Below are 24,008 nucleotides of genomic sequence, written 5' to 3'. Positions count from 1 at the left end.
AATAGTTAGGGATTTAATTAAAAAATAGATTTTATGGCTTAAATAATAAAATTTAAGTCATAAAATCTGACTTATAATAAGTGACTCGTTACCAGGTTGTTTAAATCATATATTTGAGCAATGTGTTAACGAGCTACCTAGTTAGTATTGTCATTTTAATTATATAAAAAGGGAGAAAAGATATGTTAAGTACTATAAGTTTAGAGTCAAGTGTTAGAAGAATATTAGTTGAAAAAAGACAAGGATTTGACCTTGAAGCTAAAGCTTTAAAAAAGGATTTAATAGAAAGTTTACACATAGATACTATAGAAAACGTAAGAATTTTAAATAGATATGACATAGAAGGAATATATGGGGAAGTATATGAAAATGCAGCAAAAACAATATTTTCAGAGCCTAACTTAGATATTGTTTATCATGAAACACTAGAGTTTAATGAAGGGAAAAGAGTATTTGCTATAGAATATCTTCCAGGTCAATATGATCAAAGAGGAGATTGGGCAGCTCAATGTATACAAATAGTAAATGAAGGTAATAGACCAGAAATAAATACTGCTAAATTATATATATTAACAGGAAATATAACAGATGAACAGTTTGATAAAATAAAAGATTATATAATAAATCCAGTTGATAGTAGAGAAGCTTCTTTAGAAAAACCAGAAAGTTTAAAGATGGAAACAGAAGTGCCTACAGAAGTAGAAATATTAGATGGATTTATAGATTTAAATGAAGAAGGGTTAAAAGTATTTTTAAAGAATAACGGACTTGCTATGACATTAGGGGATTTAGCTCATGTTCAAGGATATTTTAAAAATACTGAAAAGAGAAACCCTACAATAACAGAGATAAAAGTATTAGATACTTATTGGTCAGATCACTGTAGACATACGACATTCATGACTGAAATAGAAGATGTAAAAATAGAAAGTGGTAAGTACACAGATATAATAAAAGAAGCTTATGATATGTATCTTGAATCAAGAAAAAATGTTTATGTAGATAGACAAAAAGATATATGCTTAATGGATATAGCAACTATAGCTATGAAAGAATTAAGAAAACAAGGTAAATTAGAAGATTTAGATGTAAGTGAAGAAATAAATGCTTGTAGTATAAATGTTGATGTTGAAATAGATGGAAAAGTAGAACCATATTTAGTAATGTTCAAAAATGAAACGCACAACCATCCAACAGAAATAGAACCATTTGGTGGAGCTGCAACTTGTTTAGGTGGAGCAATAAGAGACCCATTATCAGGAAGAAGTTATGTATATCAAGCAATGAGAGTAACAGGAAGTGCAGATCCAAGAACAACTTTAGAAGATACATTGCCAGGTAAGCTTATGCAAAGAAAAATAACTACTGAGGCTGCTCATGGATATAGTTCATATGGTAACCAAATAGGACTTACAACTGGTCAAGTTGCAGAAGTTTATGATGAAGACTTTGTTGCAAAGAGAATGGAAATCGGTGCAGTAATAGCTGCAGCTCCTAAAGAAAATGTAGTAAGAGAAGTTCCACAAAATGGTGACATAGTTATACTTCTTGGAGGAAAAACAGGAAGAGATGGATGTGGAGGAGCTACAGGTTCATCTAAAGAGCATAGCGAAGAATCAATACTTACTTGTAGCGCAGAAGTTCAAAAAGGAGATGCACCAAATGAGAGAAAGATACAAAGATTCTTCAGAAATAAAGAAGTAGCACAAATGATAAAAAGATGTAATGACTTCGGAGCAGGTGGAGTATGTGTTGCTATAGGAGAAGTTGCAGATAATTTAGATATAAATCTAGATTTAGTTCCTAAAAAATATGATGGACTTGATGGAACTGAAATAGCTATATCAGAATCACAAGAACGTATGGCAGTTGTTATAAATGCTTCTAATAAAGATAAATTCATAGACTTAGCAAGACAAGAAAACTTAGAGGCAACTCATGTAGCTACAGTAACTGATACTGGATATATGAGAATGTTCTGGAATGGTAAAGCAATAGTTAATATGAGTAGAAATTTCATAGAAACAAATGGAGTTAAACAAACTACTAAAGTTCATGTTGATAAAGTTAACGAAGAAAGCACATTCTTTAAAAGTGAGTTAAAAGAAAGAGAAAGTGAATTAGCTATAGAAGAAGATATAAAAGATAAATTTATGGAAGTATTATCAGACTTAAATGTTTGTTCTAAAAAAGGATTAGTAGAAAGATTTGATAATACAATAGGTTCAAATACTGTACTTATGCCATTTGGTGGTAAGTATCAAGCAACAGAAGCTCAAGGTATGGTAGCAAAAATACCAGTACTTGGTGGAGAAACTAATACTTCAACAATAATGACATATGGATATAACCCTAAAATAGGAAAATGGAGCCCATTCCACGGTGCATTATATGCAGTAGTTGAATCTGTGTGTAAAGCTGTGGCTATTGGGGGTAAATATGATTCGATAAGACTTACTTTACAAGAGTATTTCGAAAAACTTGGGGATAACCCTACGAAATGGGGTAAACCATTTGCAGCACTTTTAGGTGCATATTATGCTCAAAATAGACTTGGGATACCTGCAATAGGTGGAAAAGACAGTATGTCAGGTACATTTAAAGATATAGATGTACCACCAACATTAGTATCATTTGCTGTGGATACTGTGGATGCAGATTATGTAGTATCACCAGAATTTAAGAAAACTAATTCACAAGTTGTAATGTTATCAACAGATAGATTAGAAAATGATGTAGTTGACTTTGAAATGTTAAAGAAAAACCTAGATAAAGTAACAGAACTTATACACAATAAACAGGTATTATCAACATATGCACTTGGATTTGGTGGTATAGGGGAAGCTATAAGTAAAATGGCATTTGGTAATAGAATAGGATTTAAGTTTAATGAAGGTGTAGAAGATTTATTTAAACCGAACTATGGAAATATAGTACTTGAATTAGCAAATGAAGATTTAAGTTTATTAGAGGGATATAACTATATAGCACTAGGGTCTACAACAGAAGAACAAAGTATAATAATAGAAAATGAAGAAATATCATTAGAAGAACTATATAATGCTCATTGTGAAACACTAGAACCTATATTCCCAACTAAGTCAGTGGATATAAAAGAAAAGATAGAGACTATAAACTTTATATCTCAAGGTGAAGCTAAAAAATCATCTATAACTATAGCAAAACCAAGAGTATTCATACCAACGTTCCCTGGAACAAACTGTGAATACGACTTACAAAGAGCTTTTGAAAAAGCAGGAGCAAACACAAATATAGAAGTGTTTAAAAACTTAACATATAAAGATATAGAAGACTCTATAGAAACTATAGTTAACCAAATACGTAAGTCACAAATAATAATGTTACCAGGAGGGTTCAGTGCAGGTGATGAGCCAGATGGTTCAGCTAAGTTTATGGCTACAGTATTTAGAAATCCTAAAGTCGCTGAAGCTGTTAATGAATTCTTAACTAAGCAAGATGGATTAATGCTAGGGATATGTAACGGATTCCAAGCACTTATAAAACTTGGATTAGTTCCATATGGTGAAATAAGAGAAACTACAGTTGATGCACCTACATTAACTTATAATAACATAGGTAGACATCAATCTAAGATAGTTAGAACAAGAATAGCGTCGAATAAATCTCCATGGCTTAAAGCTACAGAAGTTGGAGATACTCACAGTATAGCAATATCTCATGGAGAAGGTAAATTTGTTGCTAGTGAAGAAGTTATGAGACAGTTAATAGCTAATGGTCAAATAGCAACTCAGTATGTAGATTTCAATGATAATGCTACGTATGATATAGATTTTAATCCAAATGGTTCAACTTATGCAGTTGAAGGTATAACAAGTGCTGATGGTAGAATATTTGGTAAGATGGGCCACTCTGAGAGAATAGGAGAGTATGTTATAAAGAATATAATAGGTGAAAAGGATCAAAAGATATTTGAATCTGGAGTAAATTACTTTAAATAAGAATCAAGAAAAGAATAGTATATTGATTTATCAATATGCTATTCTTTTTTTATGTAAAAATAAAAAATAAAATGCAACTCTATTAATATATCGTGCATCTAATATATGTAATCATGATTACAAGGGAGGATATAATGATTGAAAATATAGCAATAAAAAGGATAGGTTTTCTTAATAAAAAACAAAGAGAATATACGGAATATAAATTAGTACAACAAGCTCAAAATGGATGCGATGAATCTTTTGAGAAGTTGATAAACTCTTATAAAGAGTATTTATACAAGACTGCATTCTTATATGTTAAAAATGAGCATGATGCACTAGATATATATCAAGAAACTGTGTACAAGGCGTATATAAATATATCAAAACTTAGAAATACAAATTTTTTCAAAACCTGGATAACGAAAATATTAATAAATAATGTAAATATGAAAAATAGGCACTACAATAAGTTTCAAGATGGGCAAGTAGAAGATTACATAGGGGAAATTGAATACTCAAATATAGAGGAAAACATAGATTTATATGATGCAATTGATAGATTGGGTGAAAAATATAAAACTCCTGTTATACTTCAATATTTCCATGATTTGACCATACCACAAATTGCAGAGATTATGGAATGTAATGAAAATACAGTAAAGTCATACATAAGACGGGCAAAGAAGAAGTTATATGATATATTGAAGGAGGAAAAATAATGAGTAAATTTGATGATATAAAAATGCCGGATAATATAGATGAAGTAACTAAAAATGCGATAAGAAGAGGGAAAACTAAAAAATATCAATATAAAAAGGTTACAAAAGTGGCAGCATCTATAGCTGTTATATCTACTTTAACTATAACAACTACATTTGCAGTAGAGTATATAATTGATTATTTTAATCATAACAAACAATCACTGTATCTATCAGATAAAAATGATTTTGAAAAAACGAGTAACAATATAAATTTAACAGTAAAGGATAAGGGCATAGAATTTACAATAGATAATATATCAATAGATGATAATTACATAATGGTTTTTCATACATCTAAAAGAGATAAAAATATAAATAAAATAGATAAAGATGCATACCTTGATAATCCAATTATATCTACTTATATGGATGGTGAAAGAATAGAAGAAAGTAGTGGAATAATTGAGCATGAAGCAACTTATATATCTGAAAATGAATTAAAAGGTATGCAAAAAATAGATGTTAGCAGTGTTAATATAGATAATAATGATGAAATTGTATTTAGAGTTAATAATATATTTGGTATAGAAGGTAACTGGGAAATATCACTTAAAGTAGATAAATTAAAATCAGTTAATAATACTTATAATTATAATGTAAATAAAGATTATACAATAAATCAAACTTATGATTATAATAATGAAAAAATAGATATAAAACATAATATTAATGTAGAAAAAGTAACTATATCTCCTTTAGCTAACACAATACGTATAAATGAAAAGCCGACTAAAGTTTTTAAAGATTGGACACCAATGTTAGGAAACTCATTTGCATTATTTGATGATAAGAATAACTCATTAGATGTATTAGATAAAGGAGGAAGTGGTGTTAATACTAAAACTGGAATAGCAAGTAATTCATATGAGTTTTTAAAAGCTGATAAAGATACAAAATTATTAACATTAGTACCAATATCATTTGCTCATAGTGTAGAAAATAAGGAACTAGAGCCTCAAAGTATAGGTAATTTACCAATAGTTTTTGAAACTAGTGAATATGGAAAAGTTGTAATAGAAGACATTAAGATAACTGACACAGAAATTAAATATACTTATTATAAAGATGGAGTAGTACCAGGTTATCTTACTTTATGGTTCTATGATGAAGAAGGGGATGAGATAGACATAAGTAGTAGTGTAAAGGAATCGCTAGATAGGCATACTGGTAGATACACAACTATATTAAAATTGGAAGGATATGAAAATGATATTTCTAAAATAAGAAAAATTAAGAAAGTATCTACATTCTCTCATAGTGATATGAAACTACTATACGATCAACAAATTAAGATAGATTTAAAAGAGTAATAATAAAGTTTATTAAAATATAGTATGTTAAGTAAAATTAACTTACTGTATTTTATTTGTGCACAAAATTTATATAATTAATATGTTGTGCTAGTTAATATCTATATAGTATTTTTAATAATTCATTTTTATATAATCAACCATAGTAATTTCAATGACTAAATTTAACTAACACAACGAGTTAATTATAAAATATATAAATTAGCACTCTACACTTGACAGTGCTAACAAAAGTGATACAATAATACCTATAAAGGGAACTTAATTTTATCCCATAAATTTTTAATTAAAATTAGGAGGAGATAAAATGACAAATCAAAAGGGTAGTATATCAATACATGCGGAAAATATTTTTCCAATAATAAAGAAATGGTTATATTCAGACAAAGATATATTTATAAGAGAACTTATAAGCAATGGTTGCGATGCAGTAAATAAATACAAAAAACTAATTTCATTAGGTGAAGCTAAAGGTAATACTGATGAAAATTATAAAATAAAAGTATCTATAGATAAAGAAAATTCAGCACTTATATTTGAAGACAATGGTATAGGTATGACTGCTGAAGAAGTAGAAAAATATATAAATCAAGTTGCATTCTCAGGTGCAGAAGATTTCTTCAACACATATAAAGATAAAATGAATGAAGAAAATGATATAATAGGACACTTTGGATTAGGATTCTATTCTTCTTTTATGGTATCTAAAAAAGTACAAATAGATACACTATCTTATAAAGAAAATGCAACACCAGTAAGATGGGTAAGTGAAGATGGATTAGAATTTGAATTGACACAATCAGATAATAGAGAGACAAGAGGAACAACAATTACATTATTCTTAGCAGATGATAGTAAAGAGTTCTTAGAAGAATACACATTAAGAAATATAATAGATAAATATTGTTCATTCTTGCCAGTTGATATATATTTAGAAACTATAAAAACAGAAGAAACAAAAGAAGATGAAGTAGTAGATACAACACCTATAAATGATACAAATCCATTATGGCTAAAAGCTCCAAAGGATTGTACGGATGAAGAATATAAAGAGTTCTATAGAAAAGTATTTAAGACTTTTGATGAACCGTTATTCTGGATACACTTAAATGTAGATTATCCATTTAATTTAAAAGGAATATTATATTTCCCTAAATTAAAAAATGAATTTGAGCTTATAGAAGGTAAGGTCAAATTATACAATAACCAAGTATTCGTGGCAGATAATATAAAAGAAGTTATACCAGAATTCTTATTATTATTAAAAGGTGTAATAGACTGCCCAGATTTACCTTTAAATGTATCTAGAAGTTTCTTACAAAATGATAGAGATGTAAGTAAAATTTCTAAACATATAGTTAAAAAGGTTGCAGATAAATTAAAATCATTATATAAAAATGAAAGAGAAAATTATGAAAAGTTCTGGGATGATATACAAGTATTTATTAAGTTTGGATGCTTAAAAGATGAAAGCTTCTATGATAAAGTAAAAGATAGTATATTATTCAAAACTATAAACTCACAATATATAACTCTTAATGATTACTTAGAAAATTGCAAAGAAAAACATGAAAACAAGGTATTCTATGTGAGTAATGAAGAGCAACAATCACAATATATAAAGCTATTTAAAGATTATGGATTAGATGCAGTTATATTAGATTCTACAATAGATAATCATTTTATATCTATGATAGAATTTAAAAATCAAGGAGTACACTTTAATAGAATAGATGCAGATTTATCTGATATATTAAAGGAAAATGATAATGAAGATAATAAAGAAATAAAAACTGATATAGAAAACCTATTTAAAGATGTTATAGGTGATAGAATAAATAATTATTCAGTAGAAAGCCTGAAGAGTGAAGATACACCTGCTATTATATTAATTTCAGAGCAATCTAGAAGAATGGCTGAAATGAGATATCAATTCGCAGGAATGGACTTTGGTATGAGTTTTGAAGAAGAAAAGACTTTAGTTATAAATAATAATAGTTCTATAGTTAAAAAATTAGTTTCATTAAAAGATGATGAAAGTAAAAAAGAACAAATATCATTAATTTGTAATCAAATAGTAGATATAGCTTTATTATCTAATAAAGAATTAGATTCTAAACAATTAGATGAATTTATAAAGAGAAATAATCAACTTATGAGTATGGTAATTTCATTATAAAATATTATAAATTTATAGAATTAAATAGTAGGAATAAGATAAAATATGTGTTTATTTTGAAGTAATTTATAGTATAATATAAACATAAAGAAATAAAAAAAGAAATTACAGTCTTGTGGAATAGAGTGTGGTTTCTATATAAATAAAAATTATTTTTTGATGAACTTAATCTTTACATCAAGTTTAAAACCACTCTTTCTATTGTGACTAGAAGAGTGGTTTTTATTTTATCATATATGTAATTGGTAATTAAACCAATAGCAATTTTTAATAATAAATGTATTGACCCTAACATTGTGTAATACCTTAATATAAACTCAGGAGGTGGAAATAATGTATAAAATAAATGAAGTATCAAAACTAACTGGTGTAAGTATAAGAATGTTACATCATTACGATAAAATAAGACTCTTAGAACCGAGTAAAAGAACAGATTCAAATTATAGAATGTATAATGATGATGACATAGCAAGACTTTATCAAATATTGCTGTTTAAAGAATTAGAATTTCCGCTTCAAGAAATAAAGCAAATATTAGATGATAAAGACTTTAATAGAAAGGAAGCTTTAAAAGCTCAACGTAATCTTATCTTTAAAAAGAAACAAAGACTAGAGAGAATACTAGAATCAATAGATGATACTATTGAAAATTTAGGAGGAGAAACTATGAGTAAAGATAATTTTAAAGCATTTGGTTATGAAGAAGTAAAAAAACATCAAGAAAAATACAAAGAAGAAACAGAAAAGAGATATGGAAATAGCGATGCTTATAAAGAAAGCCAAGAAAAAACATCAAAATATTCTAAAAATGATTGGGAAAATATCATGGAAGAGGCTAGTGGGATATATGAAGAACTTGCTAAGTTAAGGGAGAAAGATCCATCAGATAATCAAGTTCAAGATTTAGTTGAACAGTGGAGAAATCATATAAGTGCTAATTTCTATAACTGTACTATAGAAATATTTAGAGGTCTTGCTCTTATGTATGTAGCGGATGAAAGATTTACTAAAAATATTGATAAGTATGGAGAAGGATTAGCTCAGTTTATGAGTGATGCAATGAATATATATTGTGATAATAATGGATAATAAATAATGGAAAAACCTCAGTAAATGAATTTATTGAGGTTTTTATAATTATAGAAATATGTAAAATTATGATATAATCTAGTTTAAAAGAAATTATAGTTTGCTTATGTAGTAAAATAAAAAAGCAACTCTCGCCAAAGAGTAATTTTGAACTTGATATAAAAAATAAAGTTTAAAAAATCCAAATAATCAATGGGGAGTAATACCCTAAATACATAGACTGTAATTTCTTTTTATATTATTATTACATCAGAATATCAATTCAAATAAGCTAAATCCTATTTAATAAACTAAAGATAATTTCAAAAATATTAATAAATATACTAATTTAACTTAGTTTTATTAAAATTAGTATATAAAATATAACAAGGAGCTAAATAATGGGGAATATATTACTTTTAGAAGATGACAAATCTCTAAACAGAGGAATCAGTTTCAAGCTAAAAAAAGAAGGATATAATGTATGTACAGCTTTTAACATAAAAGAAGCTAAAGATGTTTTTGAAAATAATAAAGTAGATTTAATAATTTCAGATGTTGGACTTCCTGACGGAAGTGGATTTGATTTTTGTGAAGAAATAAGAAAAATCAGTAATGTACATATAATAATGCTAACTGCACTAGACCAAGAAATAGATATAGTAGCAGGATATGACATTGGAGCAGATGATTATATAACAAAACCATTTAGTTTAATAGTGCTAATATCAAAAGTTAATGCATTCATGAGAAGAATCGGAAATACAATAATAGAAAATATAATATTTTGTGATAAATTAAAATTTGATTATGTAGAAAATAAATTAACTAAAGATAAAGAAGAGATACTTCTAAGTAAAAATGAAGGAAAATTATTAAAATACTTAATGGAAAATTCAAGTCAAACGGTTACAAAGGAGAAATTAATGGAAGCTCTTTGGGATATTGATGGAAACTTTGTTGATGAAAATACAGTAGCAGTTAATATAAGAAGACTTAGACAAAAGGTAGAGGATAATCCATCTGAGCCAGAATATATAAAAAATATAAGAGGTGTGGGATATACCTTTGCAAAGAGGTGTATAAAAAAATGATAAATATAATAAGAAAAGAACCTGTAATAAAAAAATCAATATTTATAATGATGATGAGCATAATAGTTATATTTAGCATTTTCACAGTATTTCAATACAATAACTTAAAGAATATATATTTAGAGCAAGAAAATATAAACAAAAGAGTAGTAGGAATACTAGTAAATAAATATCCTCAACAAGAGGTAGATATAGTTAAATCCATATATAAACAAGATAATCGATATTTAGACTTAGGAGCAAAAACTTTAGACAAGTATGGATATGATAATAACTATAATATGTATGAAAATGTAAATTTCAAAGAACGTTTGAAATATTTCCTGGTAAATAATTTAACTGTTTTTGTAATAATAATTATTCTAGTGTCATTTATAGTATTTAACTTTACTAAATATATGTATAACCGATTATTAAAAGTAAATAGTGATATAGAAAATATAATAAATAATAAATATATAGCACAGGAAGAATTTAAAGAAGAGGGTGTATTTAACAGAATATATACAGATTTAAATAAGTTATCAAGAAGTTTGAATTTGAAAATAAGTAGTTTGGATAAAGAAAAGGAAAGCATAAAAGAATTAGTAACAGATATATCACATCAATTAAAAACACCACTAGCATCATTAAAATTATATAATACATTATTAATAGAAGAAGAACTTGATGATGAGGATAGAATTGAGTTTTTAAAGACGAATGAAATGTCTATTAATAAATTACATAATCTCATAGATTCATTAGTTAATATATCTAGGCTAGAAGCAAGCATGATAAACATTAAAATAGAAAATAAAAGTATAAAACAAACTTTGATAAAAGCTATAAATAGCACAGTACCCAAAGCTAATCAAAAAAATATAAATATAAATATAGAGGATTTTGAGGATATAGAAATTCCTCATGATACAAAATGGACAGAAGAAAGTATATTCAATGTATTAGAAAATGCAGTTAAATATAGCTCTGAAAATAAAGATATAAATGTACAAGTTTCAGAAACTATAAACTTTATAAGGATAGATATTAAAGATAATGGTATTGGAATTGATAAGTCGGAGTACAACAATATATTTAAAAGATTTTATAGAAGTGAAAAAGTTGATGATATTGAAGGTTCAGGGATAGGTCTTTATTTAAGTAGGAAGATACTAGAGAAACAAGGTGGAAACATTATAGTATCATCACAAAAAGAACAAGGAAGTAAATTTTCTTTATTCCTTACAAAAGTGTAAGACTAGTTGTAAGTGATTTGAAAGACTTAGGTTGTATTATTAAAGTATAAATAATACAGATAAGGGGAAAAGAAAAATGAATATATTAAAAACTAGTAATTTAAAGAAATATTATGGAAATGGTGAAAATTTAGTTAAAGCAATAGACAATGCCAATATAGATATAAAAGAAGGTGAGTTTGTAGCTATAGTTGGTAAATCAGGATCTGGAAAAAGTACATTACTTCATATGATGGGTGGACTTGATAATCCAACAGAAGGAAAGGTATACATAAACGATAAAGATATATTCTCTCTGAAAGAAGAGGAACTAGCTATATTTAGAAGAAAAAATATAGGGTTTATATTCCAAAATTTCAATCTAATACCATCACTTAATGTATGGGAGAATATAACGCTTCCTGTAGGGCTTGATGGAAAAGAAATTAATAAGCCATTTGTAACTGATATTATAAATTCTTTAGGTTTAGAAAGTAAAGTAGATGCACTACCGAATACATTATCAGGTGGGCAACAACAAAGAGTTGCTATAGCTCGTGCATTAGTAGCAAGACCTGCAATAATACTTGCAGATGAGCCAACAGGAAATCTAGATTCTAAAACTTCTGATGAAGTTATGAGCTTATTAAAAACTATGATAAAAAAATACAATCAAACATTAGTAATGATAACTCATGATGAAACAATTGCTCAAATGGCTGATAGAGTAATATATATAGAAGATGGTAAAGTAGTAAAGGATGGTGTTACAAATGATTAATATCACTAAAATAGCTAAAAATAATATAAAATACAACAAATCAAAAAGTATATTAATTATTTTAACTATATTTTTAGCAACTACATTATTATCATCAGTAGCAATGGTTGGATTAGATTGGACTGAAGTAAATAAAAGAAATGTAATACAGTATTATGGAAGTTATCATGGATTGTATGGAAGAGTTGATGAAACTAAATATGAAAAAATCAAATCTCATGCAGATATAGATTCAACAGGAATAATAAATGGAATTGGTTCTATGAAAGAATATGAAGATGAAACTAAAATAGCATTAGCTTATGTTGATGAAAATGCATTTAAATTTAATTCATTTAAATTAGTAGATGGTAAGCTACCTGTTAATAAAAATGAAATAGCTATAGATGATATGGCTCTAAAAAAATTGGGATGTGAAGAAAAATTAAATCAAACAATAGAAATAGAATATGAAGATTATGCAAGTGGCGAAATAGTAATAAAAGATTTTATAGTAACAGGAATAACCAAATCAAGTGAAAGTGCACAAGTAAAAAAATCATACTCAATAATAGTATCTAATGACTATATGAACAGTACTAGAGATATGTCTAAAGAAAACTTTAATGTATTCTTCACTTTAAAAAATGGAGATAACATGTATGCTGATGATATGGAAATGATGATAGGCGAAATTGGAGAAAACTTTGGTATAAAAAAAGTTTACACAGCAGTAAATGAAAATTACATAAATTTATCAAAGCCAGATCCTTCTGTTATAACATCAATTGTAGTTATATGCTTAGTTATAATACTTTCTAGTATACTTGTAATATACAATATATTCTATTTATCAATAATAACTAAAGTTCAAGAATTTGGGAAGTTAAGAGCGATAGGTACTACTAAAAAACAAATTAAAAAAATAATTTTAAAAGAAGGTATGTATCTATCTGTAATAGCTATACCTCTTGGGTTAGTGGCAGGGTACATTATAAGTGAAGTAATAGCAAAATATTTATTATTATTAGATGTTAGTGTATCCAAATGGTTAACAGCTTTAGCAATAGGATTAATAAGTATAATAACTGTATATGTATCTTTAATAAAGCCTATGAAAGTAGCATCTAAAGTATCTATAGTAGAAGCGGTAAAATATAACGGAGAGTCAACTACTAAGAAAAAAACTAGAAAAGGTTATGATTATATAAATGTATCAAGACTTACAAAAGCCAACTTATCATCTAATAAAAAACGTACTTATGTGACACTCTTATCACTTACATTAAGTGGAATACTATATATAGTGGTATCTTGTGCATTGAGTAGTATGGACGCAGAAAAAATGGCAAAACTTCATTCCTCGCATGATATAGTGATAAGATTAGATAATTATACTTTTGGAGATAAAACTAGTCCAAATACAGAGCTTAATATATTACAAAAGAAAAATTTACTGAGTGATGAATTTATAAATGAATTAAAAAAAATTAATGGTGTAAAGGATGTGGAAGTCACATCAAATATGATAAAATCAGAAATTCTAAATCTAGAACTAGAAGAAGATTTTTATGATATTATTGGAATAGATGAAAGTGCTGAAAATGATTTGGAAGATATGGAGTTATATCTACAAGATGGAGAAATAGACTTAGAAAAATTAAAATCTGGCGAAGAAATGATATTAAACTTTTCAATGTATGCAGATATGTATGATATAAAAGTAGGAGATATTTTATCTTTTGAATTGTATGATGGAGAAGATATTATAAAAAAAGATTTTAAAATTCAAGCTATAACAGATGGACCGGGAGTATTCGTAATACATAATAATATAATGGATAAGCTAGTTAAAACAAATACAAGACATAGTATTGGATTGACTATAGAGAAAAATGCTTATAATGAAGTAAAAGCATATGTAGAATCCCTTGTAAAAGCAAATGAAAATTTAAATGGTAGCTATATAGATGTAGAAATAGCATCTAGTGAATTAGCTATAAAAATAACTAAGATTATGGGATATAGCTTAGTTGTATTAATAGGAGTTATAGGATTTATAAATCTAATAAACTCTATGATAACAAGTATAATAACAAGAAAAAAAGAATTAGGTATGTTACAAGCAATAGGGCTTACTAATAAACAATTAGTACAAATGCTAAATAAAGAAGCAATGTTTTACACATCATTTATGTTAATAGGCTCATTAACAATAGGAAATATAATAGGATATAGTGCAGTTCAAGCTATGAGAAAATCAGGAATGTCTTATGCAGTATATGTTCTTCCTATTAATCAAATGATAATAATGATTGTATGTATAGTATTAGCCCAATTTATTTTAACTTATTTAATAAGTAAAAACTTTAATAAAGAATCTCTAATAGATAGAGTTAGATATAGTGAATAAAATTATATTTACTTAATAAATGCCTACAAGTACTGATTGTATTTGTAGGCATTTTATTTATTTTATACTAATAAAAAGTCTATATGTAAAAATCCTTCTTTAACTCCATCAATTTGAACTTCTGTTATTTTACAATTTCTAACTTCTCCATTTAGATTAATTTCAACTATCTTATCTCCACCATTGGCATCTAAATATCTTTGAAATTCAGTTTTATGAATTTCTATAGGTATACTATTATCTAATTTATTTCCATAAATAACAGTAGGTATATAACCTCTGCTTCTTATAGCTTTAGTTTTTTCATTTAAATCTCTGTTTAGTGCGTTTAGCATATTTTTTATCCCCCTTATAATCTATAAAAATTTAAGGCTTGTTTACCCATAATAAATAATATTTAAATAAGCATCTAATTATTCATAAAAAATAAAAATAATTTATCTGATAATTTTAACTTAGTATAGATAGATTAAAAATGAATAAAATAACAATGATATATACATTTTAAAAAAAGGATGTGGGATAATGTTCAAGCCTAAACGAGTTTTATTTGAAAAGGGTACTTTAGATACAGAAGTTGGACAAAATATATATAATATGATAAAAGATGATAAGAACATAGAAGTAATAAAGTTAACATCAAATAAAATTAAAGGAAATATACCTGGAGAAAATTTATTTGAACAGTATCGAGAAGGAAAAGAAACAATGGTAGTAAGTTATAAAAAAAGCTTAAAATTTCAGACCTGTAAGCCTTCAGCTAATTATCAATTACCATTAGTTTCTGGTTGTATGGGAAGATGTGAATACTGTTATTTAAATACGCAACTAGGAGATAAGCCGTTTGTGAGGGTTTTTGTTAATACTGATGATATTTTAGAACAAGCAAAAAAATATATAGATGAAAGGTCTCCACATATTACAATATTTGAAGGTGCAGCCACATCAGACCCTATACCTATAGAACCATATACACATTCATTAAGAAAGACTATAGAGTTTTTGGGTAAAGAAGAAAAAGGAAGATTTAGGTTTGTAACTAAATTTAATGATATAGATACGTTGCTTGATGCAAAACATAATAATCATACGGAAATAAGATTTAGTATAAATACACAAAGAGTTATTGATGAGTATGAACATCACACTGCATCAGCTAATAAAAGAATAGAAGCAGCTGTTAAAGTAGGCAAAGCTGGATATCAGATAGGATTTATAATAGCACCAGTATTTTTATATGAAAATTGGAAAGAGGAATATAAACATTTAATACAAAGTATAAAAGAAAAATTACCAGAAGATTTTAATGAAAAAATCATATTTGAAGTTATATCACATAGGTATACAAGTAGGGCAAAAAATAGAATACTAGAAATATTTCCAGAAACAACATTACCTATGAATGATGAAGATAGAAAGTTTAAATATGGTCAATTTGGATATGGAAAATACTTATATAATAAAGAAGATTTAACAGATATGAAGGAATTTTTTATGGAGAATTTAAAAAGTATATTTCCAAATAGTATAGTGAAATACATAATTTAATATCCATAATCAAAAGTGGAAAAATTAAAACTATAGTAATAATATATTAAAATTTATATATACTTTATTGATATGATTAAATCAATATTGGAGGAATATAAATGATAATGTATTTAAGAAATAATGGATATAAAAAAGGTAATCAAAGTAATATTCCTAATGTTTTTGCATTTACTATGATAAGAAACTTTTTAAATGATAAAGGTTATGAAGAAATGAGAAGGGAGTATTTTATTAGAGACTTGACTCCTAACGAAGTAAATCAAAGTATGAGAGATATAAAATGGCTATTTAGAGAATATAAGGGACTAGATGTTATAACAATTGAAAATAAAAAAGGTGACATAACTAAGTTTATATTATAAAGGAGACCCTCTTGATGAGGGTCTTTATTTATAGTAATTTACAATATAATTGTATAAATAGAATGTGGGAATTATAATATTATTTGCTTAAAATAAAAATTATCTGGAAACAATTATATAAACAAAATTGTAAATTGTAGGAGAGTTTATAATGATAGGATTAATATCGGATACACATGGTTTACTAAGAGAAGAAGTAGTGTATAATTTAAGTAACTGTAACTTAATAATACATACAGGTGATATAGGTAAATTTGAAGTTATAGAAAATTTAGAGAAAATAGCTAAGGTAGAATTCATAAGAGGAAATTGCGATAAAGATAAAAATATAGCAAAAGAAGATAAAATAATAGACGTATATAATATAAGAATATACTTAGTTCATGATATATCAAAAGTGAGTATAGACTTAAAAGAAGAAAATATAGATATTGTTGTATATGGTCATTCTCATAAAAGTAATATATATGAGGATAAAGGTATACTTTATATAAATCCTGGGTCAGTTGGACCACGAAGATTTAATCTACCTATATCTATGGCAAAGCTTAAGATATTAGATAATGAACGCTATTATGACTCATTAAAATTAATTGATAAAAATATTTATAGATATAAATGCTATGAAGTAGAATTTATACCTATAGTAATATAAATATTATATTTATATACTAGAAAGGAATGTTTATGTTTGGATATGTAAAAATAAACAAAATGGATTTAACTTTTAGAGAATATGAACATTATAGAGGTTATTATTGTGGTTTATGTAAGTATTTAAAAGATAATCATGGTGAAATATCTAGAGTATCTTTAAATTATGATATAACATTCTTGATATTAATATTAACAGCAGTATATAAACCAAAATCTACTATAATAGAGGAAGGGTGTATAACAAATCCATTTAAAAAGAAAAAAAAGATAATAAATGAAATAACCGAATATGCAGCAAGTATGAATGTACTTTTAACATATTATAAATTAGAAGATAATTTAAAAGATGATAATGGATTAAAAGATAAAGTTGCATATACTATATACAAAGGAAGATTAAAATCTGCTTATGAAAAATATCCTAAAAAAGCTGAATTTATAAAAGGTCAATTAGAAACACTATATAATCTAGAACAAGAAAACAATACTAATATTGATTTAGTGTCAAATACATTTGGAAACTTAATGGCAGAGATATTTGCATATAAAGAAGATGAATTTGAAAAGGACTTAAGGCAGATTGGATTTAACATAGGCAAATATATATACTTATTAGATGCCTATGAGGATTTAGAGAAAGATTATAAAAAAGGTAGGTATAATCCTTTTATAGGGTACATAGACAGAAGAGAAGAGTTAAAAGTACGAGTAGATAAATTAATAAGTATGACATTGGGAATGGTAGGTAGAAGAATCGATAACTTAAATCTAAAAACTAATACAGCAATAATAGAGAATATCGTATATTCAGGAGTATACCTAAGATATCAAAATATATTAGAGGAGGGTATTAAATAAATGTATAGTAATGTATATGATAATAAATTTATAAATATAAAGGAACTTATTGATAATAGTGAGTTTGAGAAAGCTTACAATGCTTTAAAAAGTATAAGTGAAAGATGTTCTAAATGGTACTATCTAAATTCATTATCTGCTATGAATTTGGGATATTATGAAGAAGGTGAAGAGAGTATAACAAAAGCTTCAGAGATGGATCCTGAAAATAAGGACTATAAAGCTCTTTTAGAAAGTTATAACTTTTATAGAGATGATTATAGGGATAGATCTTATAACTATAATAGAAGGAGACGTTCTGACTTAGGTGGATGTTGTTGCTGCTGTTGTGATGATTGTTGTTGTTGCTTAGGTGATGATTGCTGTGAAGATTGTATGAAACTATGGTGTTTAGATTCATGTTGTGAATGCTTCGGTGGAGATTTAGTGAGTTGTTTCTAAGGGTGATTTAATGAGTAGAAAAATAGCCTATAGTGGGATACTATTAGCGATAAACTTGATTTTATTGTTACTAATAAATGTTATACCGATTAACACATTATTTCTTATGGGCTTAGAATCACTTCCAATAGCTATAATAATAATGGAATATGGTCCTAAGAGTGGTTTTGTTTTTTATATAGCATCAGTTATTTTAGGTTTTATAGTAATTAATAGTAAATTTCAATGGGTATTAAACACTTTTACATTTGGAATATACGGTTTGATAAAATATATTATTGAAAGAGATAGACCTGTATATATAGAGTATTTTCTTAAAATATTATTTGCTAATGTAGCAATTTTAATAGTGTACTTTATATTAAAGCCATTTGTTTATATACCTGTAAATTTATTTACAGTATTAATTTTTGAAGTATTATTCATTGTATATGATAATATATATAGTTTATTTATAGAATATTACAACGCAAGACTAAGAAAAATAATAAAACAGATATAATAAAAAGAGATATGAGTTATTATTTATATGTTATAATTCATATCTCTTTTTATTATTTATTTTAATTTAAAGTAATCCTTTTGTTGATCGCTTATAGCTTTCTCACATTTACCACATGCGTAGTAAGTCTCTCCTAAATCAAATTTATTTGAGTCTTTATTATAAATTAAGTTTCTTTTATCTATTATACCTGTACTTCTTAGGTCATTTTTACAGTTTATACAAGTAGTGATATTACATAAAGCCTCTAAGTCCTTAGGAGTAGTATTTTCAATTAAAGAGTTACAGTTGCAACAAATTACAGAATTAAGGTCTTCTTTAGCGATTTCTACTGGTTTATTTTCCTCAGGTGAAAACTTAAATATCTTGTTTTCACAAACTATATAACCAACTTCAAAAATATTTGATTTACATTTTTTACATATTACAGAAGGTATATTAATATCTTTATTTTTTGTTTTTATATTTGTTTTATCATTTTCGTTATTTTGAGATATTTCTTTATTTGGATTTTTTAAATTACTAAAGTAATCAGAAAAATCTTTATAGTTGTTTTGTCTTGCTACGTAAACCAGATGGTCATAAATAGTAGCAAATTCTTTATTTCTAGACTTCGCGTTGATATCTATAAGGTTATTGTCTATAGCATATTTTACTATAGAAATATAGTTGTATTTAGTTGCAAAAAACAGAACGAGTTCATCAAATATTCCTGAATTAACTTTATCTAAAAACTCTATCCATAAATCCGGTGATTCTAAATATAAATTTTTACTTAAAGTATCTAAATCTTTTTTTACACTAGATTTCATTATACATCCCTCCATTAGTAATTAAAAAAGGAGTACCTCAAGGTAATTAATTTAAATGAGATAATCCTTTTTATTATAATTATATGTCAAGTATATCTACATTTGGTGATAAAGAATAAATGATATCTTTTCTTTCAACTATTATTTGACTAGTTTTTGAAATAACAGGATCACTTGCAATATGAGATAAAAGTTCTTTAGTTGGATTTATAGCAATTGGATTCCCAACTCTTCTTAACATATTAATATCTCCATTAGTGTCACCATATGCATAGGATTTATTTAAATCAATATCATACTTTTCTACAAAACTATCTATAGCAGTATTCTTACTTCTTGAATCCCACATAGGTATAACCGTACCATTGAACATTTCATTTTCAAAAAGATAGTTACTTCCGATACAATCAGTTACATTATATTTTTTAGCCATTTTTTCGACTAAAAAACCTGGACTTCCAGATATGAAAATTACAATATGATTATTATCTAAATGCCATTTTATTCTTGAACGAGTATATTTATATACTCTATCAGATTTTAACTTTATTACTTGATCGCTAGTAAAATCTATACAAGTTTTATCTAATCCGATTAAGGATTTTACATATAGATCACATATTTCATCTAAGTAATCATCATAGTGACCTTGTCTCTTATCCCAGTCCATAAAAGTATCTCTAGCATGCTCAAACCATGCTTTTTGGTCGATTATATCATATTTAATTAATTTTTTAAAATGTTCAACCATAAGAGAATCTCTATAAAGAGTACCGTCTATATCAAAAAAAGCTGCTATTTTTCCCATAAAATCACCTCGATTAACCGTTTATTTTATTATATTATAAAAAATGGATGAGTTGTAAAATTATATAAAATAATTTAGAATTATTTTTATTATTTAATGAAAGTATAGTTAGTTTATAGTATATTCAAAAACATGTGTCTTAATTATGATTAATTCGTTAAATTGAAGAAAATAATAAAGGTATATATGATAATAAGGATGTGATTTAATGAAATTTAATTTTGCAAAGGTTACAAACTCAAGGCTTATGGGGACAATGGGACTTTTAATAAATTGGGAAGATAAACAGGATAAAATAGTACAGTATTTTTTACTAGATGCAGAAGGTCTTGGATTAGCTGATTATGTTAGCTTAAAAAATCCTACAAAAGATGAAGCACATAGAGAAGAAGAAAGACTTATGGGTGGATTAGGATCAGATAGAATAAGAATATCTGAAGATGAGGCCTTATTTTTGGTTAAATATTTTGGTAATAAAAATTCATATTATGAAAAACCTCTTCCAGGTGAAGTTGAGGAGTACATAGATATTATAAATAAATATGAAACTAACTTAAATATAGAAGATATATATATGAAGATATGTAAACCTATAAAAGATGAGGTAGAATTTATAAACTATATGACTATGAGGTTTATAGCTTGGGATAGAGAAAGCCTAAGATATTTCTCTAGTAGTGAAGAAATAGCAAACATGCATATAACAAATATAAATGGAACATTATTAAAAAATACAGTAATACCTAAAGGAAATAAAAGATATATAAGTGAAGCTTTATATGAAGATAATGATGGATATTATACATCTAAGATAGCTTTTAGTATAGAAGAAAATCAAGATGGATTTAAAATAAGCTCTATGGTTGTAACTGATAAAGAGCCTATATTTGATTTTGAGGTTTTTGATGAGATATCTAAGCCTGAGTTTGTAAGTATTTACTCTATAAATAGAGTAGATGAATTTCTAGATATATTTTATAAAGATAATCCATTTGTATTAAAAAGTGATATGGAAAATGGTACATTCTTTACAAGGTTTAATTTTAATAATGATCATGTTAAGGAGAATGTATATGTAATTAATAATGATATTAAAGCGATATACTATCAAATGGAAAATGAATTTTTCGTAGGAACTTATAGTGATAAAGATAGAAAGTATATAAATAAGATATTGCAGTGTAATTATAAAGAATATCTAGATATTAAAGAAGAGTTATACTTTGAAGAAAATGTATTATATGATTTTGTTGAATCAGAATCAAATGACTTCTATGATTTTTTAGATTAAGATAAATTAAATAAAGCCATGAATGATTATTCATGGCTTTATTTTGTATTTATAATATTGGGGGAATATTATGAGGAATACATTTATATTATAGACAGACATAAATTTCTTATACTATCTATTATAAAAAAATTACATTTCTTCCTCATCAAATTCCTCCATATTTATAGGAGTCATTCCAGGCATCATCATATAAGGTGTCATAGGAGTCATTCCAGGCATCATCATGCAAGGCATAGGTTGCATTTGTCCACTCATCATCATCTGCATCATCATTTGCATCATATTAGGTGGAATCATTCCAGGCATCATAGGTTGCATTTGTTGTTGCATAATATCAATATACATATCATCTTGATTATATTCCTCATCATACTCCTCGGAATCGATAGGATTTGGATACATAAAAGGATTATACATAAAAGGGTTCATATAAGTCATATATCCGCCCATTGTATTTGGATTCATTTGCATACCACTGGAGTTTACATACATCATAGGATCTATATAAGGTCTAGGGTATATATAGCTAGCATCCAAATCATCATTATATTGCTTATTTGAATACATATCAAAATTCATATTAAATTACACCTCCCAAAAGAATATACATAAATACTATAAATTTGCTTTAATAATATATATATTAGAAAAAATATTAATATGTGCATTTTATCTATTAATTAAAAAAACTCTATGTTAAATGGAAGAAAATAAATGACTTATTGAATATGAATATATAGTTTTATATGTATAATTAATAATATGAGGTGTATAGAAACTTATAAAAGCGTGATTCACACATAGTTATGAATCACGCTTTTATAAGTTTGATAGGTATACTATATTACATACTTAAATACACATAAAAAGTGAGTTAGAGTACCGAGCATTATAAATATATGGAATATTTCATGGAAACCTAAATATTTAGACTTTAGAAAATTTGGTTTAGTAGCATAAATTACAGCTCCTATAGTATAGAACACACCTCCGATTATAAGTAGTAATAAACCTTGTGTAGATAGAGCTATTTTTAGTGGACCCATTAGGAATACAGCTATCCATCCCATTAGTACATAAATACTTGTAGAAAGCCACCTAGGGCAATTAAACCAAATTAATTTAAAACTTATTCCAACTATGGCGATAGTTATTATTATACTGAATAAAACCCATCCGGTAACACCTTTAAGTGCAATTAAACAAAAAGGAGTATACGATCCAGCTATTAAAAGAAAAATCATAGCATGGTCTAACCTTCTTAAGAAACTAATAACCTTATCACTAGAAACGACTAAGTGATAAGTAGCAGAAGCAGCATATAAAAGAATCATGCTTATTCCGAAAATTATTACTGCTGTTAAAGCTATAGTAGAATGACCTTGTAAAGCTGTTTTTATTACTAATGCAAGTAATCCTATAAATGATAATATTGCACCAGCTAAGTGGGTAAAACCATTTACGGGTTCCCTAAGATAATTGTTCATAAAAGACCTCCCAAAATAAAATAAGTAAAGTATGTTTTTAGTTATTATTAAAAAAGTTTGAGTTTTTGAATAGTATTATACTAATATTATACTCTCTATGTACAAAATCAGATATATTCTTAAAGAAAATTTAACAATTATTTTTATTTATATATTATGAATAAAATATAAAATTATAAACATAGAATATAAACTTATTAATCAATAGTAAGCCAGGATATATGAAGTACTTTACTTTATTTATTAAAAAAATAAAAAAATAATTTTAAAAAGTGTTGACGATATAATTTTTAGATGGTATAGTTATACTTGTCTTTAAGGAAAGGGCAAAACAAAAGAAAAAAACTTTAAAAAATAAGTTGACAAAGAAAAATAACTTTGATAAACTTAAGAAAGTTAAAAAATAGCGGCGACACAGTCGCTTAAGAAATGAACTTTGAAAATTAAACAGTAGGTTAATTTATAGAAT

21 protein-coding genes are annotated in these 24,008 nt (G+C 26.3%); 16 read left to right on the top strand and 5 right to left on the bottom strand.

From position 1 onward, the window contains the following. The first annotated feature begins 182 nt into the window (after window positions 1-182). From Q5F54_RS01575 to Q5F54_RS01535, 9 genes are all read left to right on the top strand, one after another. Window positions 183-3,980, top strand: coding sequence for a phosphoribosylformylglycinamidine synthase (locus tag Q5F54_RS01575; protein ID WP_302333892.1), 3,798 nt, complete (start codon window positions 183-185; stop codon window positions 3,978-3,980). A 134-nt stretch (window positions 3,981-4,114) separates the two neighbouring features. Next, window positions 4,115-4,684, top strand: coding sequence for a sigma-70 family RNA polymerase sigma factor (locus Q5F54_RS01570; RefSeq protein ID WP_288247714.1), 570 nt, complete (start codon window positions 4,115-4,117; stop codon window positions 4,682-4,684). Next, entirely contained in the window at window positions 4,684-6,036 is a 1,353-nt protein-coding gene (locus Q5F54_RS01565) for a DUF4179 domain-containing protein (RefSeq protein ID WP_288247715.1), read from the top strand. The genes Q5F54_RS01570 and Q5F54_RS01565 overlap by 1 nt, the downstream gene beginning before the upstream one ends. Window positions 6,037-6,343: 307 nt before the next feature. Further along, the gene (htpG, locus tag Q5F54_RS01560; RefSeq protein WP_302333891.1) at window positions 6,344-8,215 is read left to right on the top strand and encodes a molecular chaperone HtpG; all 1,872 of its coding nucleotides are present in this window, start codon (window positions 6,344-6,346) and stop codon (window positions 8,213-8,215) included. A gap of 333 nt (window positions 8,216-8,548) precedes the next feature. Further along, window positions 8,549-9,304: a MerR family transcriptional regulator gene (locus Q5F54_RS01555; RefSeq protein ID WP_302333890.1), complete on the top strand. Its 756-nt coding sequence runs from the start codon at window positions 8,549-8,551 to the stop codon at window positions 9,302-9,304. A gap of 380 nt (window positions 9,305-9,684) precedes the next feature. Beyond that, window positions 9,685-10,377, top strand: coding sequence for a response regulator transcription factor (locus Q5F54_RS01550; RefSeq protein WP_071121513.1), 693 nt, complete (start codon window positions 9,685-9,687; stop codon window positions 10,375-10,377). After that, window positions 10,374-11,615, top strand: a complete 1,242-nt coding sequence (locus tag Q5F54_RS01545; RefSeq protein ID WP_281537402.1) for a sensor histidine kinase KdpD — start codon at window positions 10,374-10,376, stop codon at window positions 11,613-11,615. The genes Q5F54_RS01550 and Q5F54_RS01545 overlap by 4 nt, the downstream gene beginning before the upstream one ends. A 76-nt stretch (window positions 11,616-11,691) precedes the next feature. Further along, entirely contained in the window at window positions 11,692-12,375 is a 684-nt protein-coding gene (locus Q5F54_RS01540) for an ABC transporter ATP-binding protein (protein ID WP_302333889.1), read from the top strand. Then, entirely contained in the window at window positions 12,368-14,767 is a 2,400-nt protein-coding gene (locus Q5F54_RS01535) for an ABC transporter permease (protein ID WP_302333888.1), read from the top strand. The genes Q5F54_RS01540 and Q5F54_RS01535 overlap by 8 nt, the downstream gene beginning before the upstream one ends. Window positions 14,768-14,829: 62 nt before the next feature. Here Q5F54_RS01535 and Q5F54_RS01530 read toward each other — a convergent pair whose 3' ends face one another. Next, complete coding sequence (locus Q5F54_RS01530; RefSeq protein ID WP_302333887.1) at window positions 14,830-15,102, bottom strand: hypothetical protein; 273 nt, start codon at window positions 15,100-15,102, stop codon at window positions 14,830-14,832. Between the two features lie 190 nt (window positions 15,103-15,292). Here Q5F54_RS01530 and splB point away from each other — a divergent pair, with 190 nt between their 5' ends. The 6 genes from splB (at window position 15,293) to Q5F54_RS01500 (ending at window position 19,138) form a co-directional block, all read left to right on the top strand. After that, window positions 15,293-16,315: a spore photoproduct lyase gene (gene splB / locus Q5F54_RS01525; RefSeq protein WP_302333886.1), complete on the top strand. Its 1,023-nt coding sequence runs from the start codon at window positions 15,293-15,295 to the stop codon at window positions 16,313-16,315. Window positions 16,316-16,416: 101 nt separating this feature from the next. Further along, window positions 16,417-16,680: a hypothetical protein gene (locus tag Q5F54_RS01520; protein ID WP_281537739.1), complete on the top strand. Its 264-nt coding sequence runs from the start codon at window positions 16,417-16,419 to the stop codon at window positions 16,678-16,680. A 151-nt stretch (window positions 16,681-16,831) separates the two neighbouring features. Continuing rightward, a complete protein-coding gene (locus Q5F54_RS01515) occupies window positions 16,832-17,335 on the top strand; it encodes a metallophosphoesterase family protein (RefSeq protein ID WP_277231763.1) in 504 nt (167 codons plus the stop codon). Window positions 17,336-17,367: 32 nt separating this feature from the next. Beyond that, complete coding sequence (locus Q5F54_RS01510) at window positions 17,368-18,195, top strand: DUF5685 family protein (protein ID WP_288526149.1); 828 nt, start codon at window positions 17,368-17,370, stop codon at window positions 18,193-18,195. After that, the gene (locus Q5F54_RS01505) at window positions 18,196-18,636 is read left to right on the top strand and encodes a hypothetical protein (RefSeq protein ID WP_277231767.1); all 441 of its coding nucleotides are present in this window, start codon (window positions 18,196-18,198) and stop codon (window positions 18,634-18,636) included. 10 nt (window positions 18,637-18,646) lie between these two features. Continuing rightward, the gene (locus Q5F54_RS01500; protein ID WP_281537738.1) at window positions 18,647-19,138 is read left to right on the top strand and encodes a hypothetical protein; all 492 of its coding nucleotides are present in this window, start codon (window positions 18,647-18,649) and stop codon (window positions 19,136-19,138) included. A gap of 56 nt (window positions 19,139-19,194) precedes the next feature. Here Q5F54_RS01500 and Q5F54_RS01495 read toward each other — a convergent pair whose 3' ends face one another. Next, window positions 19,195-19,950, bottom strand: coding sequence for a hypothetical protein (locus Q5F54_RS01495; protein WP_281537737.1), 756 nt, complete (start codon window positions 19,948-19,950; stop codon window positions 19,195-19,197). A 79-nt stretch (window positions 19,951-20,029) separates the two neighbouring features. Continuing rightward, a complete protein-coding gene (locus tag Q5F54_RS01490) occupies window positions 20,030-20,758 on the bottom strand; it encodes an HAD family phosphatase (protein ID WP_071121501.1) in 729 nt (242 codons plus the stop codon). Between the two features lie 208 nt (window positions 20,759-20,966). On the opposite strand from Q5F54_RS01490, the gene Q5F54_RS01485 reads away from it, so the two are divergent. Beyond that, window positions 20,967-22,049 (top strand): hypothetical protein, encoded by a 1,083-nt coding sequence (locus Q5F54_RS01485; RefSeq protein ID WP_281537736.1) that lies wholly within the window; start codon window positions 20,967-20,969, stop codon window positions 22,047-22,049. A gap of 132 nt (window positions 22,050-22,181) precedes the next feature. Here Q5F54_RS01485 and Q5F54_RS01480 read toward each other — a convergent pair whose 3' ends face one another. Together Q5F54_RS01480 and Q5F54_RS01475 are read right to left on the bottom strand one after the other, a co-directional pair. Beyond that, window positions 22,182-22,631: a hypothetical protein gene (locus tag Q5F54_RS01480; protein ID WP_277231775.1), complete on the bottom strand. Its 450-nt coding sequence runs from the start codon at window positions 22,629-22,631 to the stop codon at window positions 22,182-22,184. A 260-nt stretch (window positions 22,632-22,891) separates the two neighbouring features. After that, the gene (locus Q5F54_RS01475; RefSeq protein ID WP_281537735.1) at window positions 22,892-23,539 is read right to left on the bottom strand and encodes a hemolysin III family protein; all 648 of its coding nucleotides are present in this window, start codon (window positions 23,537-23,539) and stop codon (window positions 22,892-22,894) included. Window positions 23,540-24,008 lie beyond the last annotated feature (469 nt).

This window comes from uncultured Romboutsia sp. (assembly GCF_958366745.1).
In the GTDB taxonomy this organism is placed as follows: domain Bacteria; phylum Bacillota; class Clostridia; order Peptostreptococcales; family Peptostreptococcaceae; genus Romboutsia; species Romboutsia timonensis.
The sequence above is the reverse complement of the archived record's forward strand: the minus strand, read 5'-3'. Positions and strand labels throughout refer to the sequence as shown.